Consider the following 17,996-nt stretch of genomic DNA (forward strand, 5'->3'; position numbering starts at 1 on the left):
GTGCGCGCCATGATCAAGGTCAGTGTGATGTATCCGAACAATCCAGGCGCACGCTTTGATCACGAGTATTATCGCGACAAGCACATGCCGCTGGTGAAGGCGCGCCTCGGCGACGCCTGCAAATACTACACCGTCGACAAGGGTCTCGCCGGCGGCGCGCCGGGGACGCCCGCAACCTATGTCGGGATGTGCCACATCTTCTGCGACTCGGTTGAAGCCTTCGCAGCCGGCATGGGCAAGCACGCCCAGGAGATCATGGGCGACATTCCGAATTACACCGATCTGCAGCCGGTGATTCAGATCAGCGAAGTCGTCGTCGGTCACTGAACGGCGCGGACATCAGAGCATGATCCCTCTGCCGCTGATGGCAGAGGGATTCGCTCGTCTCAGAACTTCAGATTGGCGAAAGCCCGCACGCCGAGGCCCGGCATCAGCACCTCGTCCTTGGTGTAGGACACCGAGTTGCGGATGTTCTGGTTGAGCAGATTGTTGCCGGCCAGGCCAAGCGTCATCTCGCGCGCACCAATCCACGATTGGTTGAGCTTGGTGTTGTAGGTGATCTCCGCGTTCAGCAGATTGTAGCCCGCGGTCGGGGTCTCGCCGATGACAGCGATGTCGTTCTGCGCGAAGGCGTGCACCAGGTTGATCCGGGTGAACCAGTTGCTGTCGCGCCAGTAGACGCCGCCGCCGAGTCGCACCGGCGGAATCCGCGGCACGTTGCTGCCGTCGGTGAAGGTGGCGCGCACCACGTCGAACTGGTTCTCGATGCCCCAGATGCCGCCGTTGAGCGGGCCGATGTCGAGCTGGCTCTGGAATTCGGCGCCGCGGAAGGTTGCATCGCGCTGCGAATAGACCGCCTGGCGGCCCTCGTTGCCGGGATCGCCGTTGCCGCAGGAGTCGAAATCGCTGCCGCACATCACTCCGGTCAGGCGGCGATAGATGAAATTGCTGAAGCGGGTGTAGTAGGCAGTGGCTTCGAAGCGGAACGGGCCGGTCGCCTTGCGCAGGCCGACCTCGACCGATTTCGCGGTCTCGATGGTCAGGTTCGGATTGCCGATGTCGAAGGTCGCGGTGGCATCATGCGCGCCGCGCGAGAACAGCTCGGCGGGCTTCGGCGCGCGCTCGACATATTGCGCCGTGATGCTGCCGACGAGGTCGCCGGGCAGGTTCTGGATCAGCCCGACGCTGCCGCTGACCGGCGTGTAGGACGGATTGCGTGAAACCGAGCTTTGCGGCGCGCCGTCCGGCAGGAAGTCCGCCGGGAAATCCGGCGTCGATCCGTGCAGCTCGACATGCTCGATGCGGCCGGCGAGCTGCGCCTTGGTCGAATCCGTGAACTTGAACTCATTGAACACATAACCCGCGATGCGGTTGTTGTTGTTCGGGCTCCACAGTCCGTTGAACAGCGTGCCCGGGTTGTCCGGGCTCGGCGCAGTCAGCTCCTGGTGTCCGCCCTGCAGGCCGAACGCCGTGGTCACCGTGGCGAAGCGCGCGTTGAACGGCATCATCTGCACCTCGACACGGGCCTCCTGCTCCTTGCTGGTGAAGGTCTGCCGCACGCCGTCGCTGAACAGGTCGGCCGGATCGGCGAGGCCGAGCTCGTTGTGCCGATAGTCGGTCGCGCCGACCCAGAACCGCACGGCGTCGATCGCAGCCGCATCGGGCCGGTACTCGCCCTTGACCGCGATCTTGGTCCGATGCGCGTCGATCCGGGTCCGGTGATCGGAGCCGTCGATGCCGGGGATGTGGTAGAGCGAGTCGTTCTGGGTGATCGACGCGCCGATAAAGCCGCCCTGGAAGAAGTAGGACGCGCCGACCGATGCGCCATCCGACTGGGTCGCGGAGTTCGGCTGGCGGCCGTTCACCGGCCGGGTCTGGTCGAACAGATACGGATAGCTCGGGATGCTGTAGTCGCTGCTGGTGCGGCCATAGACGTCGGCATGCACCGCGACATTGTTGCCGCCGGCGTCCAGCAGCATGCCGCCCTCGACGCCGCGATTGACCGAGCTGACGGACGTGCGGGTCTCGACATTGAGGCAACCGGGCGCGCCTGTGTCGGCCAGCGGCGCTTTCACCGGTAATCCGTAGCTCTGGAACGGCGCCGCCGCGCAGGCCGGCATCGCGTCGGGAATGCGGTTGTTGGTGGCACTCACCACGCCGCCGATCGAGGTCGAGCCGTAGCGCAGCGCGGCAGGTCCCCGCACCACCTCGATCTGGTTGGTCGAGAACGGATCGATCGGCACGAAATGATCCTCGCCGAGATCCGAGACGCCGCCGCCGCCGAGGCCATTCTCGACAATGCCGACGCGGTTGACGTCGAGGCCGCGGATGATCGGCCGGCTCGATGCGCCGGGCGCGAAGCTCGAACCGGTGATGCCGGGCTTGGAGAACAGGAGATCGCCCAGCGTGGCGCCGCCGGCGCGCCGCAGTTCCTCATTGGGCACCACGGTGACCGTTGCGAACTGGTCGGTGACGACGGGCAGTACGCCCTGCTGTGGTGCAGGCGCCGGCGCCGCTTGCGCTGCCGCGGCGCGATCGCGATCGCGGCTCGGCGCAGCCCGGCCGACGTGAACCGGCGTGCGTGTTGGCACAGTCCGATGCCGCTGGATCGGGCTTGGCGCCGTCACCGTGATGTCAGGGAGTTGCGTCGGCGTGTCATCGGCCAGCGCGCTGCTATGCATTGCGCCGAGCAGCAGCCAGCTCGCGCCTCCGATGTGGAGCGCTCGTTTCTTCTGAAATGTCATTGTCCCGATCCAGGTGCCGTCGAAATGACGGATCGATCCCGATTTGCCCTGCTGGAGCAGGCCGCAACTGTGACGCGGCCGTCCGCTCAGGGCGTGCAGCAATCAGTCGATGTCAGGACAGAGGAGGTGCGCGGGAGTGGAAGGCCGCAGGCGCCGATTTCAGGTGGATGAATTCGGCATTGGTGGTGCGGAACAGAAGCTCGATGGCTTCCGGCAACAGCAGCAGCGGCGGCGCTGTGAACAGCATGCTGCTCGCGAGCGAGATCACGGTGCAGATCGCGCAATGATCCGCCGGATGCCGGTCGTTGTCCGGCCTGGTGGGCGGCTCGGTCCCGGTCACCTGGACTGCGAGGTCCGGCGTCGCCGAGGTCCCGATATAGGCGAGATCGAGCAGCGACAGGCCGGTCTGGACCGCGGGCGCCGCTTGCGCGGCTGCGATCGGGTGGAAGTGCCCGAATGACAGCACGAACTGGACAGCGAGCGCGAACAGCGCAAGCCGCGAGCCAGTCTTGATGCGTCTTCGGAACCACTTCATGCCGATTGAGCCCCACCCATCGGGACGGCGCTCATTCCCCAGCCGTCCGATGTTACATTATAACATCGGAGGGTGGCCGCGATGTCAACGGTGGTTCAGACACACTGTGTCGATCCATTGCTGGTGTGTGATTGAAGCAACGGGCCGATTGGACATTGAGCGCTACTGGGTCTCAGCGTCCCTCACGCAGCCAGGTTGCCGCGAATGCGCCGAGCAACAGCAGCAGGCCGACCAGGCCGGCGAACATCGGCAGTACGCCGACGCCCTTGACCACGCTGGCGTCGCGCATCTTGACGCCGAGCCAGCCGTCGCCGCGGAAGATCGTCGACGCGCGCACCGGCACGACGCGGGGCATGTCGAGGCTCGACCCGTCGACGATGCGCCGCGCGTCGCCGCCCGTCGCCTGCGCCAGCGGCTTCAGCATGTCGGTGGTCGAGGTGACCTCGGAGAATTCCTTCGGGTTGGTCGGGCCGACATTGATCAGCGCCTTCAGCGTGCCGTCGGTAGCCTGCCACAGGCCGAGCTCGCTCGCGGGCAACGTGGCGCGCCACTCGCCGGGATCGCCGGCGGTCAAGGTCAGTTCATGGATGGCGCCGCTTGGCGACGTCACGGTGACCGGCGCGACGGTGTCGGCCATGGTCTGCCGCACCACCGCGAGGTCCTTGCCCTGCACCTGCATGCGCAGCGCCTCTTCGTCGAGGTCGGGCTGCTTCATCAGCCAGTGCGACACCCGCCGCAACAGATCGAGATGCGGTCCGCCGCCTTCATAGCCGCGCGCCCACAGCCAGATCTGGTCGGAGAGCAGCAGCGCGACGCGGCCTTCGCCGAACCGCGACAGCAGCAGTAGCGGCTTGCCGTCGGCGCCGGTCATCACCGGCGGGTTGATCGCGTTGCGGGTGTCGACGGTGCGGAAGAACCGGCTCCAATGCGGCGGCTCGGCATTCGAGCCTTCAAGTCCGCGCGTCACCGGGTGGCGTTTCCCGGCATCGCTCAAATGCGCGTAGAACGGCTTCTCGGTGACGCCGACCGGCTCGGCCGGCAGCACCGAATCCAGCGGCGTGCGCCAGATGCTGGTGGTCGAGGCGTAATCAGGCCCGGCCGAGACCAGCACGGCGCCGCCGGAGCGGACATAGCGCGCGATGTTGTCGAAATAGGCGATCGGCAGCACGCCCTGGCGGGCGTAGCGGTCAAAGATGATCAGCTGGAATTCGTTGATCTTCTGCTGGAACAACTCGCGGGTCGGAAACGCGATCAGCGACAGCTCGTTGATCGGCGTGCCGTCCTGCTTCTCCGGCGGACGCAGGATGGTGAAGTGCACGAGATCGACGCTGGGGTCGGACTTCAACAGATTGCGCCAGGTGCGCTCGCCGGCATGCGGCTCGCCGGACACCAGCAGCACGCGCAGCTTGTCGCGCACGCCGTCGATCGCGACCACGGCGCGGTTGTTGACCGGCGTCAGCTCGTTCTCGAGCGGTGAGGCCTCGATCTCGACGATGTTGGGACCGGCATGCTTGATGTCGATGTCGACGCTCGAGGTCTGGCCTGAGGTCAGCGTGCGCTCGTTGATGACCTCGCCGTCGCGGCGGATCGTGACCTTGGCGCGCTCGCCGGTGACGCCCTGGTCGTCGAGCCGGTAGGTGATGGTCTGGGTCTGGCCGACGATGCCGAAGCGCGGCGCGGCCGTGATCGCGATGCGGCGGTCGCGCTCGTCCTTGCGGCCGGTGATCAGGGCGTGCAGCGGCGCCTGGAAGCCGAGCGCCTGCGCGTTGCCGGGAATGTCGTGCACGCGGCCGTCGGTGATCATGAACGCGCCGGCGACGCGCTCGACCGGAACATCCGACAGTGCCGACGTCAGTGCGCCGAACAGCTTGGTGCCGTCGGTTTCGCCGTCGGCCTGGCCGGCCTCGACGACGCGGACCTCGAGGCCCTTGATCTGCTTCAGGCTGTCGACCAGCGCTTGCCGGGCCTTGTCGGTCTCCTGGGTGCGCGTGCCGAAATTCTGGCTCGGGCTCTTGTCGACCACCACGGCGGCAACCGAGGTCAACGGCTCGCGGTCCTCGCGGGTGAAGGAGGGATTGGCCAGCGCAAACAGGATCAGCGCCAGCGCGGCGACACGCACCGCGGCGCCGCGCGCGCGCGACAGCAGCAGCAGTGCCGCGATGACGACGATCGCGCCGAGCGCAATCCACAGCACGATCGAGGGAACCAGCGGTGTGAACGCGATACCGTAGTTCATGGCGCTACTCCGTCATTCCGGGGCGATGCGGAAGCATCGAACCCGGAATCGCGAGATTCCGGGTCTGGTCCTTCGGACCATCCCGGAATGACGGGTGGGCAGTTGAACTCATAACTCGCATCTCTATTGTCCCAGCCGCTCGATCAAGGCAGGCGCGTGCACCTGGTCGGCCTTGTAGTTGCCGGTCAGCGTGTACATCACGATGTTGACGCCGGCGCGGAACGCGAATTCGCGCTGGCGCGGCTCGCCAGGTGTCAGCGGCAGCATCGGCTGCCCGTCGGGGCGGATCGCCCAAGCGCCGGCGAGATCGTTCGACGTGATGATGATCGGCGAGACGCCGTCGCCGCCGCGTGCCGGGCGCTGCGCAGCCTCCTCGTCGTCCTCGCGAGGTAGCGCCTCGACCCAGGTCTGGCCCGTGTTGAAGCGGCCGGGGAAGTCGCGCAGCAGATAGAACGTCTTGGTCAGCACGTGCTCGCGCGGCACCGGCTCGAGCTCGGGCACGTCGAGGGTGGACAGCAATTCGCGCAGCGTCTGCATGCCCGGCGTCTGCGATGCGCCATTGTCGCCCGGCGGCGCCTCGACGGCGTCGCGGGTGTCGAAGATCACGGTGCCGCCCTGCTTCATGTAGGCGTCGATCTTGTTGATGGCGTCCTGCGCCGGCTTCGGCGCGCCCGGCACGATCGGCCAGTAGATCAGCGGGAAGAATGCGAGCTCGTCGCGCGCGGGATCGATGCCGACGGGATCGCCGGCCTCCAGCGCGGTGCGCTGGCCGAGGAACAGCGTCAGTCCGGACATCCCGGCCTTGACGATGGAATCGACGTCGGCATTGCCGGTCACGACATAGGCTAGCCGCGTCTGCGACACCGCCTTGATGGCGAAATCATCGCTGCTGCTGTTCTGCGCGCGGCTCGGCGAGGGCGCCATCGTCGTCGCAAGGATGAAGGCCAGAACGAGCACGGCCGGTGCGGCGCGACGCCGGATCAGCGCGGCGAGGCCGCCGCCAAGCATCGCCACCACGATCGCATCAAGCAGGAACAGCGCCAGCGCCGTCGACAGCATGATGCCGCGCAGATCACGCGGCTCGGTGTTGGTGTAGGTCGCATGCTTGGCGCGCAAGCCGGAGGTATCGAGCGGCGCAATGCGGTCGGCGGAGGCCAGCGTGTTGACCGCGATCGGGCTCTCGGCGGTGCCGTAGAAGCCGGGCGGATGGTCCGCGGTGCCGCGGTCGCGATAGTCGGCCGACATCGGCTTGGCGGTCGACGGCGGCGGGCCGAACGCGCCGAAGCCGTCGAGCGTGCGCAGCGGCGCCACCGTTTCGGCATTGGGATCGCTGGCGACGCCGGGGCCGGGCTTCGAGGTGTAGCCGGACATGTCGATCAGCCGGCGCAGCATCTCGACGAAGGTGCCTGACATCGGCAGATCAGACCAGCGCATGTCGGCGCCGACATGGAACAGGCTGACGACGCCCTTGCCGCGATGTTCGCCGGTGACGAGCGGCGTGCCATCTTCCAGCGAGGCCCAGCTCTTGGTCGCGAGCACGGCGTCGGGCTCGGCCAGCACCTGGCGGCTCACGGTGATGTCCTTCGGCACGGTGAGGCCCGTGAACGGGCCGTCGGCGGCGAACGAGGCCATGTGTTGCGGCTTCTCCCAGGTCAGGCTGCCGCCGAGCGTGCGTCCGCCGCGGCGCAGCTTGACCGGAACGAGGTCGTCATCGGCCTGCGCGAGGCGAGGACCTGCGAAGCGCACCAGCACGCCGCCTTGCTCGATCCAAGTGTTGAGCCGGTCGCGGATTTCCGGCGACAGCGTGCCGACATCGGCCATCACGATCATCGGCAGCCGCTGATCGAGGAATTGCCCGATCACCTGCTGCGGCGCGCCGCGATCGCCGAGCCTGACGTCGGCGAACGGCGACAGCGCGCGGGAGAGATAGAAGGTCGAAGCCAGCAGCGGTTGGGCGGTGTCGTTGCTCGCACCCGAGACCACGCCGATGGCGCGGCGGCGCCACCGCCGGTCGAGCAGCTGCACGGCGCCGGCCGAATGCTCGCCCGAGATTTCGAGCCGCGCGATGTCGTTGCGCAATTCGACCGGAAGATCGAAGGCGGCTTCGGTCTCGCGCTCCTGCGGGCCGAATGCGTAGCGGGCCTCGCCGATCGGCGAGCCCTTGGCATCGACTGCGCGCACCGTTCCCGCGGCGATGCCGCTTTCGGTGCGCAGCACCTTCACGGTCATCTTGGCGGCGGCGTTCTCGGCCGCGACCAGCGCCTGCGCGGATTGCGCGCCGCCCGCATAGATCGTCAGATTGCGGCTCTCGATCACCTTGCCGAGACCTTCGGTGAATTCACTGCCGCGGCCGGTGTCGACGCCATCGGACAGCCAGGCGATGTCGCAGTCGCCGGTCGATTTGAGGAAACGTTCCAGCGTCGCCAGGGTTTCGACGCGATCGATCGAGTAGGGCTTCGGCGCAAGCTGGCGCAGCGCGACGCGCGCGGCGCCGGCCGGCATCAGCGTGATGTCGCGCGTCGGCTCGGACAGCGGCACCAGCGCGACGCCGCGGCGGTCGCTGTCGGCATTGGTGACCAGCTCGTCCGCCGCCTTGATCCGCGCGTCCCAGCTCGAGGCCGCGCTCCAGCCGTCGTCGAGCAGGATCACCAGCGGCTGCTTGCCGGCGGCAACGCCGGTCTGCGGATTCCAGATCGGCCCGGCGGCGGCGAAGATCACCAGCGCGGCGGCGGCGAGCCGCAGCAGCGTCAGCCACCACGGCGTGCGCGACGGGGTCTCCTCCTTGGGCGCGATGTCGAACAACAGCCGCGTCGGCGGGAATTCGATCCGGCGCGGCCGCGGCGGCATCACGCGCAACAGCCACCACAGCACCGGCAGGCTGACCAGCCCCAATAGCAGCAATGGTTCGGCGAAGGAGAGCGGGAGGCCTGCGATCATGCGCTGCGTCCCGCCTTGACGGTTGACCGGCCGCCGCCCTTGCTCACCATCATGCCGGCATGCAGGAACAGCAGCAGTTCGGCCGCGGAGCGGCTGGTGGTATGGGTCGAGAACAGCCAGTCGAGCCGGTTGGTCTCGGCACGGATCTGGTCGCGATGCAGTGCGACGCGCGCGACATAGTCGCTCGCCCAGCTCTCGGCGCGGCCCGCGGTGATGACGCTGCCGGCCTCAGGCTCGACGAATTCGACGCGGCCTGAATAAGGAAAGCTCTCCTCGGCGGGATCGACGACCTGGATCATCGTGCCGTGCGCGCCCGACGAGGCGAGCCCGGCCAGCATGGTCGTGATCTCCGCGATCGGCGACCAGAAATCCGACAGCACGACGACTTCGGCCAGCGACGACGGCACGAAGGACGGCGGCAGGCTCGCGCGCGTCGTCTCGTCGTGCAACATCGCCTCCGCCATTTTGTCGATCACGTTGAGGCTTGCGGTCGGGTTCAGCAGGCCGGGAATGCCGACGCGTTCTCCGCCCGCAACGAGCAGTTCGGCAAGCGCGAAGGCGACGATCAGTCCGCGCTCCAGCTTGCTGTCGCGTGCCTCGCGCGAGGCAAAGGCCATCGAGGGCGAGCGGTCGGGCCAGATCCACACGGTGTGCGCGGCCTCCCACTCCTGCTCGCGGACATAGAGATGGTCGTCGCGTGCCGAGCGGCGCCAGTCGACGCGCTGCGACGGCTCGCCGGAGACGAAGCGGCGGTATTGCCAGAAATTCTCGCCCGAGCCGGCGCGGCGGCGGCCGTGCAGGCCATGGATGACGTTGGCGGCGACACGGCGGGCCTCAAGCACAAGACGCGGCAGCGATGCGGCGAGCGTTCGGCTTTCGCCATCGGCACGTCGAACCGCCAGGATCTCCTCGTTCTGGTGCCTGTTGTCTGCCGCCATCAACCGATCCGCGTCTTCAGCTGCTTGATCACGTCAGGAATGGTGCGGCCCTCGGCGCGCGCCGAGAAGGTCAGCGCCATGCGATGCTTGAGCACGGGCTCGGCAAGATCGAGCACGTCGTCGATCGACGGCGCGAGCCTGCCGTCAAGCAGGGCGCGGGCGCGCACCGCCAGCATCAGGGCCTGGCTGGCGCGGGGACCGGGTCCCCAGGCGATCAGCTTGCCGGCTTCGCCGCCTTCGGGGCCGGGACGCGCGGCGCGCACCAGCGTCAGGATCGCTTCGACCACGGAATCGCCGACCGGCAGGCGCCGCACCAGGCGTTGCGCAGTGATCAGCGTCTCGGCGTCCATCGACGCCTTGGCAAGCGTCTCGTCGGCACCGGTGGTTTCGAACAGGATGCGGCGCTCGGCGTCGCGATCGGGATAGTCGACGTCGATTTCCATCAGGAAGCGGTCGAGTTGCGCCTCGGGCAGCGGATAGGTGCCTTCCTGCTCGAGCGGGTTCTGCGTCGCGAGCACGTGGAACGGCTTCGGCAAATCGTGCCGCGCGCCGGCAATGGTGATGTGCTGCTCCTGCATGGCTTGCAAGAGCGCCGACTGGGTGCGCGGGCTGGCGCGGTTGATCTCGTCGGCCATCAGGAGCTGCGCGAACACCGGACCTGAGATGAAGCGGAACGAACGCTTGCCGGCCGAGCTCTCGTCGAGCACTTCGGCGCCGAGAATGTCCGACGGCATCAGGTCGGGCGTGAACTGGATGCGCTTGGCGTCGAGCCCGAGCGTAATGCCGAGCGTCTCGACTAATTTCGTCTTCGCAAGACCGGGGACGCCGATCAGCAGCGCATGGCCGCCGGACAGGATCGTCACCAGGGTGTTTTCGATCACTTGGTCCTGGCCGAAGATGACGGTGGCGACCGCTTCCTTGGCAGCCTTGATTTGGCCGGCGACCTGTTCGGCCGAGCGGACGATCACATCTTCCAGTTTCTCGACGCTGTCTGCACCGGCCATTCGATCCGCTCCTTCTTGACGATGCGCTCGATTCTCGCGTCGTCACCACATGGGCTGCATGCTAAACCTATGCGAAGGCCATGTATTCGTTGAATTAAACTATCCCCACCTTATCGGTATTTCAGGGTATGAACGGCATCACGATGTGGCGAGAATGACATCCCGACCACATCTCAGGATACGTGCACCAAATGTGCCAGATTGAGGGTTGGAAACTTCAGGGCAAACAATGGCGAAGCAAGGGCAGAGCGATTCCGGCAGTGAAACTACGGGGCTCGGAGCGAAGGCGCTCGGAGGCAAGGGCCTCGAAGGGCTGACCACCGCCGCCAATCAAGCCGCGACATCGGGTCCGGCCGGACGCAAGGGCCTCCCTCCGGTTCATCTATGGAATCCGCCGTTCTGCGGCGATCTCGACATGCGAATCGCGCCCGACGGCACCTGGTTCTACATGGGAACGCCGATCGGACGCCCCGCGCTGGTGCGGCTGTTCTCCACGATCCTGAAGCGTGAGGACGGCAAGCACTTTCTCGTGACACCGGTGGAGAAGGTCGGCATCCGCGTCGATGACGCGCCGTTCCTTGCCGTGGAAATGCAGACGGAAGCAGACGCGCGCGGCCGTTTGCTGCGGTTCCGCACCAATGTCGACGATTGGGTCGATTGCGAGAAGGGCCACGGGCTCAGATTCGAGGCCGCCGAAGACGGCGGATTGACGCCCTATCTGCACGTTCGCGCCGACTTGTGGGCCAAGGTCACCCGCGCGCTCTACTACGATCTGGTTGACATGGGCGAGGAGCGGATGGTCGATGGTCAGGAGATGTTCGGCATCGAGTCCGGCGGCGAATTTTTCGCAATGGCCGATGCCAGCCAGGTGAGGGGCGCACTTTGAACGAGCCGTTGCTGAAGGTGAAGCCGGCGACGATCAGCTCGACGGAATTCTTCGCGCGAGCCCGCACGCGGCTCGATTTCGAAGTGCCGCCGGGCCTGGTCGATCCGCATATCATTCCGCGCACCGGAGATTCCGGCAACGATCGCATGCTCGAGATCGTGGCCCAGGAGCAGCCGGTGCGGCCGGCCGCGGTGCTGATCCCGGTGGTCGATCATCCTGAGCCGACCGTGCTGTTGACGCAGCGGTCGCCCAATCTGTCGAGCCATGCCGGGCAGATCTCGTTTCCCGGCGGCAAGATCGACGCCACCGACGCCTCGCCGGTCGACGCGGCGCTACGCGAAGCCTGTGAAGAAGTCGGACTGAAGCGGGAATTCATCGACCCCGTCGGCTATCTCGACCTCTATGGCACCGCGTTCGGCTTCCGCATCCTGCCGACGGTCGCCAAGGTGAAGCCGGGATTCACCTTGGAGATCAACGAGGCCGAGGTCGTCGATGCGTTCGAGGTGCCGCTCGCTTTCCTGATGAACCCCGAGAACCATCAGATCCACACCAAGGAATTCCGCGGCATGGACCGGTCCTACTACGCGATGCCGTTCGCCGAGCGCTACATCTGGGGCGCGACCGCCGGCATCCTGCGGGTGCTGTATGAGCGGATCTATCTGTCATGATCCGCACGGTGTTGACCGAGATCGGCATCTTTCTGATCCCTTTCGCGGTCTATGCCATCTTCCTCTTCGCGACGCGGGCCGGCGTGACGCTGCCGGCATCATGGCCGCTCGACATGATCGCGAAGCTGACGCTGGCGGCGCTGGTGCTGGTTATCGTGAGCTTCGTGCTGCTCGCCGAATTGACCGGCGCGCCGCCGAACTCGACCTACGTTCCCGCCCATATCGAGAACGGCAGGCTGGTGCCGGGAGCTGAGAAATGAGCGAGGTGCGCCTGTTGTCCGACGCGCCGTGGCTCGCTTCGGGGCCCGCGGCGCGCGTGCTCGGCCTGCTCAATGCCGATGGCGAGGAAGCGCGGGTGATCGGCGGCGCCGTGCGCAACGCGCTGATGCGGATTCCGCTCGCCGACATCGACATCGCCACCACGGCGCTGCCGGAGGAGGTGATCCGCCGTGCCAAGCGGGCAACCATCAAGAGCGTGCCGACCGGCATCGAGCACGGCACGGTGACCCTGGTCGTCGACGGTCAGCCCTTCGAGGTGACGACGCTGCGCGAGGACACCGAGACCTATGGCCGCAAGGCCAAGGTGGCGTTCGGGCGCGACTGGGTGCGCGATGCCGAGCGGCGCGACTTCACCATCAACGGCCTGTCGGTCGACGCTTCGGGCGTCGTGCATGATCACGTCGGCGGTCTCGCCGATATCGAAGCGAGGCGGGTGCGCTTCATCGGCGATCCCGCGCAGCGGATTGCCGAGGATTATCTGCGCATCCTGCGCTTCTTCCGTTTCCACGCCGCCTATGGCGCGGGCGAGGTCGATCGCGCCGGCTATCTCGCCTGCATCAGCGGGCGCGCCGGACTTGCCGGCCTCTCGGCCGAGCGCATCCGCATGGAGATGCTGAAGCTCGTGGTCGCGAACGGCGCCGCTGGCGCGGTGGTCGCGATGGGCGATGGCGGATTGCTGCTGCCGCTGTTCGGCGGCGTCGCCTATACCGGGCCGTTCGCGGCGATGATCGAGATCGAGCAGTTGATGGCGCTCAAGCCGAGCGCGACGCGCCGGCTCGCCGCGCTGACGGTCGCCGTGACCGAAGACGCGCGGCGGATCGCAAGCCGGCTGCGGCTCTCCAATGCCGAGGCCAAGGCGCTCGATTCGATGGGCCATCGCTGGTGGCGTTTGCCCGGCATGGACGAGGTGCGTGCCAAGCGCAGGCTCTATCGGCTCGACGAAGAGCCCTATCGCGACCGGCTGCTGCTCGCCTGGGCGCGAACCGGCGCGAACCGCGACGTCGAGCAGTGGCGCGCGCTCGCCACGCTGCCACAGCGCTGGCGCGCCCCTCACTTTCCGCTGAGGGCGTCGGATTTCATCGCGCGCGGGATTGCCGAGGGACCGGCGCTGGGGCATGTACTGACCTTGGCCGAGGATGCTTGGCTAGCCGCGGATTTCCCGCTGGATCCGCAGGTGTTGTCTGGCATCGCCGACCAGACCGTTTCCCGCTTCACCCGCGATCATCGGCTTTGAATTTCCTCTCCGGCTTCGCAGACATCTCGCTCCTTCAAATTCTGCTCGTCGCAGCCGTCGCCCTGTTTGCTTCCGTGATCGGAGGCCTCGCCGGCTACGGCACCGGCGCTTTGATGCCGCTGGTGCTGGTGCCGATGGTCGGCGCCGAGCCGGTCGTGCCGATCATCGCGATCTCGTCGATCTTCACCAACACCAGCCGCTTCGTCGCCTTCGTCAGGTTTGCCGACCGCCGCAAGGCGATCATCGTGATCGCGGCGGCGCTGCTCTCCACAGCGCTCGGCGCCTACGGTTACACACGGCTGACCAGCGCCGGCGCCTCGCTGGTGATCGGGAGCATGCTGATCCTCAGCGTTCCGCTCAGGCGGCTGCTGCGCAAGCACAGCGTCAGGATCGGTGAGAGGGGCCTTGCAGCCGGCGCTGTCGGCTATGGCGTCGTGGTCGGCGGCACCGCGGGCTCCGGCGTCATCCTGCTGTCGTTGTTGATGGCGGCGGGCCTCGAGGGCGCCGCTGTGATCGCAACCGATGCGGTGATCTCGCTCACAAGCGCCGCGGTCAAGATTTCGGTGTTCGGTTTGACCGGTGTCATCACCGCGCAGGTGCTGGCGCTTGCGCTTCTGATCGGCCTGGTCGCCATTCCCGGCGCGTTCCTGGCCAAGGCCTTCGTCGAGCGGATGCCGGTGCATATCCACACCGCGATCCTCGATGCCGCCGTGATCACCGGCGGCGTGGTGATGATCTCGAGCGCGCTGCGCGCGTTGTGACGAGAAGAAGAGGCGACGCTGCCGGCGGCGCGCCGGGCAGCATCGCCTGAATCTCGCGCAGCCTTGTCAAGCTGCCTCGTTAAGCGGCCTTGCGCTTCTTCTTGCGGTCGCCGTCCTCGGCGTCGTCCTCTTCTTCCTCGTCGTCTTCTTCGTCATCCTCTTCGTCGTCGTCGTCCTGCTCGTCATCTTCCGGATCGATTTCGGCCGACTCGAGTGCGACGAGCGGCAGGGTCTCGCGGAACAGGTCACCGTCCGTGCCCATCCACAGGCACTCGACCTTGTCCTCGTCGACTTCGACCACCGTGATCGGATGACCGCCGGATTTCAGCATGACGACATCGCCTGGTTTCAGTTCCATGATTTTCCCTCCGCGCTGGATGACGCGGACGGCAAGCTAGCGACCGGTGATGACAGTGCGATCACGGCCGGCGCCTGGCGCGATGGATTTGCTGTGAAAACAGAAGCTGCGTTATTTGCGCGCGGCCGGAACCAGTTCGGTCAGCGAGCGGATGATGCGGTCGGGCTTGATCGTCGATCCCGGCGGCAGCCCGATGCCGTGCACGTCCATCCAGATCGCGTAGATGCCGAGCCGCTGCGGCGCCACGACTTCCCACTCCAGATTGTCGCCGATCATCCAGGTATCCGGTGCGGTGACGCCGAGCGCCTGCATCGCGTGCAGATAGGCGCGCTCCTCGGGCTTGCCGAAGCCGTGCTCGCCCTCGATCTGGATGTGATCGAAGCGATGGCCGAGCGCGAAGCGCTCGACCTTGGCGCGCTGCATGTCGGCGGCGCCGTTGGTGACCAGCGCGAGCTTGATGCCGAGCGCCTTGAACGTATCGATCGCCTCATGTGCGCCGGGGAAGATGAACATCTCCTCCTCGCGATAGGCGGTGAAGCGATCGGCGATGCGATCCGCGAGATCGTCCGGCAGCGCACGGTGGCCGGCCGCCGCAAGCTGAGCGAAGCCGCCCTTCACGGTGAGCCGTCGCGCTTCGCCGAGCTTGATCCGCCAGATCGGCTCGGCCGTCGACCAGAATTGCCGTGCATAGGCGAGCAGCGCGGTCGCGACCGTCTCCGGGGGCAGCGGCGCGAGCTCTGCGGCGAACTCGGTGGTGATCGTGTTCCAGGCGATCTCGGGACGTCCATAGGCCGACAGGATGGTGTCATCCATGTCGATCAGCATCGCGCGCGGCAGCTTGGTCACGGCCATTTCACCTCCGGCGGCAGCGACGACAGGATCGAATCGACATTGCCGCCGGTCTTCAGGCCGAAGATGGTGCCGCGATCATAGAGCAGGTTGAACTCGACATAGCGCCCGCGGCGGATCAGCTGCTCGTCGCGATCCTCCGCGCTCCAGTCGGTCTCGAAATTGCGCCGCACCAGATCGGGATAGATCTTTAGGAAGCTGCGCCCGACGTCCTGGGTGAAGGCGAGATCGGCCTCCCAGTCGCCGCTGTCGTGCCAGTCATAGAAGATGCCGCCGACGCCGCGGGCTTCCTTGCGGTGTGGCAGATAGAAATAGTCGTCGCACCATTTCTTGTACTTGTCGTAGTCGGCGACGCCGTTCGGCCCGCTGCAGGCCTCTTTCATCGCGGCATGGAAGGCGACCGTGTCGGGGTCTTCCTGGGTGCGCCGCCGGTTCAGCACCGGCGTCAAATCGGCGCCGCCGCCGAACCAGGCCTTGGTGGTGACGACGAAGCGGGTGTTCATGTGCACGGCGGGCACGTTCGGATTGCGCAAATGCGCGATCAGCGAAATGCCCGAGGCCCAGAACCTCGGATCGTCGGCCGCGCCGGGAATCTGCGCACGGAATTCGGGAGCGAACTCGCCATGCACCGTCGAGCAGTGCACGCCGACCTTTTCGAACAGCCGGCCCTTCATGATCGACATCACGCCGCCGCCGCCGGGCTTGCCGGTGTGGTCGGTGCGATCCCAGGGGGTGCGCACGAACCGGCCGGGATTGCCGGGATAGAGTGCGGAGGGGGCGTCGTCCTCGAGCTTCTCGAAGGCCGCGCAGATGTCGTTGCGCAGCGCCTCGAACCAGCCGCGCGCACGCGTCTTGCGGTGTTCGATGATGGTGGGGTCTGTTGGCAGCATGGCTAACCTTGCGGGCCGAAATAGGTGCAGCTCTCGTTGCAGCTGTCGCGATGGACGCTGACGCGGGTCAGCTTGCCCGCGTGCTGCAATCGCTCCCAGATGAAGCGTGAGAGATTCTCCAGTGTGGGGACACCGATCGCCTCGATCTTGTTGAGGAACTTGTGGTCGAGCGTCTTCTGCACCTCGGCCATGGCGCGTTCGAGCAGGCCGAGGTCGACCACCATCCCGGTTTTCGGATCGGGCGTGCCGCGGACGGTAACCTCGGCTCGAAACGAGTGACCGTGGATCTCCTCGCTGGCGGTACCAAAGGTCGTTCCGGATAGCGCATGCGCAGCCTCGAACCGAAACGCTTTCGTCAATTCCCACATCTCTCTCAACAATCCAGTTCCGTTAGTTCATCTAATGCCGAGCGCCTTGTGCGTCTGCACGCTGAGGCGCCATTGCGGGTGCTTCAGGCAGTATGCGATCGCCCGCTCGGTATTCTCGATCACGTCGGGGCCGTCCATCGGCTGCAGCGAGAAGCGCTCGAAGGCGAGGCCCGCAAAATCCTCCGGCGCGTTTTCCGGCTGCGGATAGACCAGCTTGAGCTCGTGCCCCGTGCGCACCACGAGCTCGGAGGCGGCCTTGGGGCTGACGCAGACCCAGTCGAGCCCGTCGGGCGGGGCGATGGTGCCGTTGGTTTCGATCGCGATCGCAAAGCCGTGGCCGTGCAGGGCCTCGATCAGGGCGGTATCGACCTGCAGCAGCGGCTCGCCGCCAGTCAGCACCACGTAGCGGTCGGCTTCGCCCCCGGTCCATTGCGCGGCAATGGTGCCGGCAAGCTCGGCCGCGTCGGCATAGCGGCCGCCGAGCGTGCCGTCGGTACCGACGAAATCGGTGTCGCAGAACCGGCAGACTGCCCCGGCGCGGTCCTGCTCGCGGCCGGTCCAGAGGTTGCAGCCGGCGAAGCGGCAGAACACGGAGGCCCGGCCCGCATGGGCGCCTTCGCCCTGCAGGGTGAGAAAGATCTCCTTGACCGCGTAGCTCACCAAAAATCCCTTAAGTTACCGAACCGGCAATTCCTGAACCCGTTTGCCGCAGCGCCTCTCCGACTGCCATGGCCGCGGTGACCGCCACATTGAGCGAGCGCAAGGACGGCTTGATCGGAATCAACAGCCGCGCATCCGCGGTGGCCACAACCGCCTCGTTCACCCCCGCCGTTTCGCGCCCGAAGAGCAGGACATCGGAGGCCCTATACGCGAAATCAAGGTAGGATTTCGCTGCCTTGGTCGTGAACAGGACCAGCCGGCATCCGGCCTCGGCCCGCCATTCTTCGAATTTCGACCATGAGTCGTGACGCTTCAACCGCACATGGTCGAGATAGTCCATACCCGCCCGGCGGAAATTCCGGTCCGAGGTGTCGAACCCTGCCGGTTCGATGATATGGGCTGCCACGTCCAGGCAGGCGCAGAGGCGCAGAATCGTCCCTGTATTCTGGGGGATGTCGGGCTGGAACAGCGCGATCTGCATGGTGCGGGCGACCTGTGAAATCCGGATGAAATTGTCTCAATAAAACATCGCTCGGCGCGGATTTCGTGCATTGCACGTGTGCGAGCCGATAGCGGGCTTGCGCTCGTCCGGCAAGGGTGCCAATAGAACGATTCTGGACTGCTGTTCCGCCATTTGGGGTGGGGAATA

At 66.4% G+C, this 17,996-nt stretch carries 17 protein-coding genes and 1 pseudogene; 6 read left to right on the forward strand and 12 right to left on the reverse strand.

Going from position 1 to position 17,996, the window contains the following annotated elements; translation table 11 throughout:
- Positions 1 to 9: 9 nt before the first annotated feature.
- On the forward strand, positions 10 to 327 hold the full coding sequence (locus tag ACVIGA_RS31370; RefSeq protein ID WP_092124536.1) for an EthD family reductase: 318 nt from the start codon (positions 10 to 12) through the stop codon (positions 325 to 327).
- A 59-nt stretch (positions 328 to 386) separates the two neighbouring features.
- On the opposite strand, the gene ACVIGA_RS31375 is transcribed toward ACVIGA_RS31370, so the two are convergent.
- From ACVIGA_RS31375 to ACVIGA_RS31400, 6 genes are all read right to left on the reverse strand, one after another.
- Positions 387 to 2,744, reverse strand: coding sequence for a TonB-dependent receptor (locus ACVIGA_RS31375; protein WP_456669047.1), 2,358 nt, complete (start codon positions 2,742 to 2,744; stop codon positions 387 to 389).
- Between the two features lie 112 nt (positions 2,745 to 2,856).
- Positions 2,857 to 3,279 carry a DUF2946 family protein gene (locus ACVIGA_RS31380; RefSeq protein ID WP_375776494.1) on the reverse strand — a complete coding sequence of 141 codons (423 nt, stop codon included), beginning with the start codon at positions 3,277 to 3,279 and terminating at the stop codon, positions 2,857 to 2,859.
- A 172-nt stretch (positions 3,280 to 3,451) separates the two neighbouring features.
- A complete protein-coding gene (locus ACVIGA_RS31385; RefSeq protein ID WP_456669048.1) occupies positions 3,452 to 5,515 on the reverse strand; it encodes a hypothetical protein in 2,064 nt (687 codons plus the stop codon).
- A gap of 123 nt (positions 5,516 to 5,638) precedes the next feature.
- Positions 5,639 to 8,449, reverse strand: coding sequence for a DUF4159 domain-containing protein (locus ACVIGA_RS31390; protein WP_456670928.1), 2,811 nt, complete (start codon positions 8,447 to 8,449; stop codon positions 5,639 to 5,641).
- The gene (locus ACVIGA_RS31395; RefSeq protein WP_212315584.1) at positions 8,449 to 9,390 is read right to left on the reverse strand and encodes a DUF58 domain-containing protein; all 942 of its coding nucleotides are present in this window, start codon (positions 9,388 to 9,390) and stop codon (positions 8,449 to 8,451) included. Before ACVIGA_RS31395 ends, ACVIGA_RS31390 begins: the two co-directional genes overlap by 1 nt.
- Positions 9,390 to 10,394, reverse strand: coding sequence for an AAA family ATPase (locus tag ACVIGA_RS31400; protein WP_223969434.1), 1,005 nt, complete (start codon positions 10,392 to 10,394; stop codon positions 9,390 to 9,392). The genes ACVIGA_RS31395 and ACVIGA_RS31400 overlap by 1 nt, the downstream gene beginning before the upstream one ends.
- A gap of 229 nt (positions 10,395 to 10,623) precedes the next feature.
- Here ACVIGA_RS31400 and ACVIGA_RS31405 point away from each other — a divergent pair, with 229 nt between their 5' ends.
- The 5 genes from ACVIGA_RS31405 to ACVIGA_RS31425 are packed head-to-tail and all read left to right on the forward strand — an operon-like array spanning position 10,624 to position 14,222.
- On the forward strand, positions 10,624 to 11,280 hold the full coding sequence (locus ACVIGA_RS31405) for a DUF1285 domain-containing protein (RefSeq protein ID WP_223969433.1): 657 nt from the start codon (positions 10,624 to 10,626) through the stop codon (positions 11,278 to 11,280).
- Positions 11,281 to 11,312: 32 nt separating this feature from the next.
- Complete coding sequence (locus tag ACVIGA_RS31410; protein WP_456670929.1) at positions 11,313 to 11,948, forward strand: CoA pyrophosphatase; 636 nt, start codon at positions 11,313 to 11,315, stop codon at positions 11,946 to 11,948.
- Positions 11,945 to 12,208 (forward strand): DUF6111 family protein, encoded by a 264-nt coding sequence (locus ACVIGA_RS31415; RefSeq protein WP_456669049.1) that lies wholly within the window; start codon positions 11,945 to 11,947, stop codon positions 12,206 to 12,208. The genes ACVIGA_RS31410 and ACVIGA_RS31415 overlap by 4 nt, the downstream gene beginning before the upstream one ends.
- Entirely contained in the window at positions 12,205 to 13,461 is a 1,257-nt protein-coding gene (locus ACVIGA_RS31420; protein WP_456669050.1) for a CCA tRNA nucleotidyltransferase, read from the forward strand. The genes ACVIGA_RS31415 and ACVIGA_RS31420 overlap by 4 nt, the downstream gene beginning before the upstream one ends.
- Positions 13,458 to 14,222: a TSUP family transporter gene (locus ACVIGA_RS31425; RefSeq protein ID WP_456669051.1), complete on the forward strand. Its 765-nt coding sequence runs from the start codon at positions 13,458 to 13,460 to the stop codon at positions 14,220 to 14,222. Before ACVIGA_RS31420 ends, ACVIGA_RS31425 begins: the two co-directional genes overlap by 4 nt.
- A 289-nt stretch (positions 14,223 to 14,511) precedes the next feature.
- Here ACVIGA_RS31425 and ACVIGA_RS31430 read toward each other — a convergent pair.
- From ACVIGA_RS31430 to ACVIGA_RS31455, 6 genes and pseudogenes are all read right to left on the reverse strand, one after another.
- A pseudogene (locus tag ACVIGA_RS31430) lies at positions 14,512 to 14,580 on the reverse strand (DUF2158 domain-containing protein); the annotation flags it as partial.
- A 111-nt stretch (positions 14,581 to 14,691) separates the two neighbouring features.
- The gene (locus ACVIGA_RS31435) at positions 14,692 to 15,432 is read right to left on the reverse strand and encodes an HAD family hydrolase (RefSeq protein WP_456669052.1); all 741 of its coding nucleotides are present in this window, start codon (positions 15,430 to 15,432) and stop codon (positions 14,692 to 14,694) included.
- Positions 15,423 to 16,319 carry an oxygen-dependent coproporphyrinogen oxidase gene (gene hemF / locus ACVIGA_RS31440; RefSeq protein WP_456669053.1) on the reverse strand — a complete coding sequence of 299 codons (897 nt, stop codon included), beginning with the start codon at positions 16,317 to 16,319 and terminating at the stop codon, positions 15,423 to 15,425. The genes ACVIGA_RS31435 and hemF overlap by 10 nt, the downstream gene beginning before the upstream one ends.
- A 2-nt stretch (positions 16,320 to 16,321) precedes the next feature.
- On the reverse strand, positions 16,322 to 16,687 hold the full coding sequence (locus ACVIGA_RS31445; protein WP_092126881.1) for a 6-pyruvoyl trahydropterin synthase family protein: 366 nt from the start codon (positions 16,685 to 16,687) through the stop codon (positions 16,322 to 16,324).
- A gap of 27 nt (positions 16,688 to 16,714) precedes the next feature.
- Complete coding sequence (gene queE / locus ACVIGA_RS31450) at positions 16,715 to 17,347, reverse strand: 7-carboxy-7-deazaguanine synthase (protein WP_456669054.1); 633 nt, start codon at positions 17,345 to 17,347, stop codon at positions 16,715 to 16,717.
- A 10-nt stretch (positions 17,348 to 17,357) separates the two neighbouring features.
- On the reverse strand, positions 17,358 to 17,828 hold the full coding sequence (locus ACVIGA_RS31455; RefSeq protein WP_456669055.1) for a tRNA (cytidine(34)-2'-O)-methyltransferase: 471 nt from the start codon (positions 17,826 to 17,828) through the stop codon (positions 17,358 to 17,360).
- Positions 17,829 to 17,996 lie beyond the last annotated feature (168 nt).

The organism is Bradyrhizobium sp. USDA 3240 (assembly GCF_054063295.1).

Coding starts and splice junctions, on each gene's coding strand:
- ACVIGA_RS31385 (WP_456669048.1), bottom strand. CDS start 5,515: ATGAACTACGGTATCGCGTTCACACCGCTGGTTCCCTCGATCGTGCTG.
- ACVIGA_RS31380 (WP_375776494.1), bottom strand. CDS start 3,279: ATGAAGTGGTTCCGAAGACGCATCAAGACTGGCTCGCGGCTTGCGCTG.
- ACVIGA_RS31445 (WP_092126881.1), bottom strand. CDS start 16,687: ATGTGGGAATTGACGAAAGCGTTTCGGTTCGAGGCTGCGCATGCGCTA.
- ACVIGA_RS31405 (WP_223969433.1), top strand. CDS start 10,624: ATGGCGAAGCAAGGGCAGAGCGATTCCGGCAGTGAAACTACGGGGCTC.
- ACVIGA_RS31375 (WP_456669047.1), bottom strand. CDS start 2,744: ATGACATTTCAGAAGAAACGAGCGCTCCACATCGGAGGCGCGAGCTGG.
- ACVIGA_RS31400 (WP_223969434.1), bottom strand. CDS start 10,394: ATGGCCGGTGCAGACAGCGTCGAGAAACTGGAAGATGTGATCGTCCGC.
- ACVIGA_RS31420 (WP_456669050.1), top strand. CDS start 12,205: ATGAGCGAGGTGCGCCTGTTGTCCGACGCGCCGTGGCTCGCTTCGGGG.
- hemF (WP_456669053.1), bottom strand. CDS start 16,319: ATGCTGCCAACAGACCCCACCATCATCGAACACCGCAAGACGCGTGCG.
- ACVIGA_RS31455 (WP_456669055.1), bottom strand. CDS start 17,828: ATGCAGATCGCGCTGTTCCAGCCCGACATCCCCCAGAATACAGGGACG.
- ACVIGA_RS31415 (WP_456669049.1), top strand. CDS start 11,945: ATGATCCGCACGGTGTTGACCGAGATCGGCATCTTTCTGATCCCTTTC.
- ACVIGA_RS31395 (WP_212315584.1), bottom strand. CDS start 9,390: ATGGCGGCAGACAACAGGCACCAGAACGAGGAGATCCTGGCGGTTCGA.
- ACVIGA_RS31435 (WP_456669052.1), bottom strand. CDS start 15,432: ATGGCCGTGACCAAGCTGCCGCGCGCGATGCTGATCGACATGGATGAC.
- ACVIGA_RS31370 (WP_092124536.1), top strand. CDS start 10: ATGATCAAGGTCAGTGTGATGTATCCGAACAATCCAGGCGCACGCTTT.